At 41.8% G+C, this 1,641-nt stretch carries 3 protein-coding genes; all 3 read right to left on the minus strand.

From position 1 onward, the window contains the following. Positions 1-289, minus strand: a 289-nt coding sequence (tnpB, locus tag CP367_RS08085) for an IS66 family insertion sequence element accessory protein TnpB (RefSeq protein WP_098043543.1), incomplete at its 3' end; no start/stop codon positions are given. Continuing rightward, positions 286-462 carry a hypothetical protein gene (locus tag CP367_RS10880; protein WP_013438122.1) on the minus strand — a complete coding sequence of 59 codons (177 nt, stop codon included), beginning with the start codon at positions 460-462 and terminating at the stop codon, positions 286-288. The genes CP367_RS10880 and tnpB, both read right to left, overlap by 4 nt. 233 nt (positions 463-695) lie before the next feature. Next, positions 696-1,641 (minus strand): Rib/alpha-like domain-containing protein (locus CP367_RS08090; protein WP_143469229.1); only part of this gene is annotated, 946 nt, incomplete at its 5' end.

Genomic DNA, 1,641 nt, shown 5'->3' on the forward strand with positions numbered 1-1,641 from the left:
TTAGCCAGTCGACCTGCTCAAAAGATAAAGCTTGAACTTCATTTTGATTCCTGGGCCAGTTCAATTTTCCATTTTCAAATCTTTTATAAAGCAGCCAAAAACCTTGTCCGTCCCAATAAAGGGCTTTGAAGCGGTCCTTGCTTCCGCCGCAAAAGAGAAAGACTTTGCCGCTAAAAGGATCAAGTTCAAACTGTTCTTTGACTAAAGTTGCTAGTCCATCAATGCCTTTACGCAGATCCGTCTTGCCGCAAACGATATAGACTTGCCCTAAGTCACTGAGCTTAATCATGGCAAGACTTTCTCAAGCAGCTTATTCATAATTTCAGTATCTAAACTACTGTAGAAGTTCAGTTCTAAGTCATTCTTCTTTAAACTAAGCAACAGATTATTGCGTGGTGGACGAGCCTTCTTAGGTTTAGAAGAGTGGCCAAGTGCCACAATGGGTTGTTGTTTTTCGATCATATTCTTAACCTCCATTAAATTGATGAGATTAGAATACCTGAAAAATACGGACTAAAAAAGATACTCGGTTATATGACGCTTACATTTTACGCTTACGTAGAATCTTGTTTTCATTTCACACAAAAAGGCGATCAAAAACAATTTTTCAAAAGTTTTCGATCGTCTTTTTAAATCTGAGAATTAACTTTCTCTAGATACTTTTACCAATAGAATTTATAAAAAACTATTATAAATTATTCTTTATCGCGCTTCTTCTTAAATCCGAATAGACCAAGTGAAGCTAAAAGCATACCAAGCACACCCAAAATTGAAGTATCTTTAGTGCCTGTTTGTGGTAATGTCTTTAAGCTAGTAGCCTTGTTATTACCAATGGCATTATCACTTTCACCCTTAACACCTACAATGGCATTATCAGTTTCAGCCTTAACACCTAGGTTGTTACCAGCGTTTGCGATGCTGCCATTAGCAGTAGAAGCTCCCTTAACTCTATCAGCTTGACTAGAGTTTGAACCATTCTTGTGTGAATGATACTTGCTTCCAAGAACATCTTCGCTTTTAGGAGCGATGACTAAATCAGTACCAGCAATGACATCCTTCGAACCATCTGGGTAAGTTACTGTAGTTGTTCCATCATCGCCAACTGTAACTTCAGTGCCATCTGGGAACTTATCCTTGTTAGCATTATCGACGTTGTTCTTAACTTGGTCCTTTTCACCTTCAGTTAAGTGACTTGGATCCTTAACAGTTACCTTGTCGCCTGGAACCGTTGGCTGGTATTGATCCTTGTTTGACTTCACGTTGACCGTAACCGGTACGTCCTCGCTTGACCCATCTGGGTAAGCGACATGCAGACTACCAGTAGCTGGTTGCCCAGCCTTATCAGTCTTAGGCTCCGTCGTCCAACTATACGTTGTCCCCTTTGGCAAAGTGTCTTGGTTGGTGACTACGCTGTTTGGATCAACTGTCGCGTTTTGATCAACCGTTGGCGTGCTTACCTCTGGCTGATTGGTTTCCGCTGCGCTGTTGACGTAAACCGGCACCGTAACTGTTTCAGAACTACCATCTTTGTAATGAACCGTTACTTCACCAGTTGTGTCGCCGGGCTGCGTTGTGTCTGGCTGCTTACTCCACGTGTACGTTGTGCCATCTGGCAACTCAGAGTTGTTGGCAATCGCGTCC

It is taken from the genome of Lactobacillus sp. UMNPBX16, from assembly GCF_002553775.1.
GTDB lineage: Bacteria > Bacillota > Bacilli > Lactobacillales > Lactobacillaceae > Lactobacillus > Lactobacillus crispatus.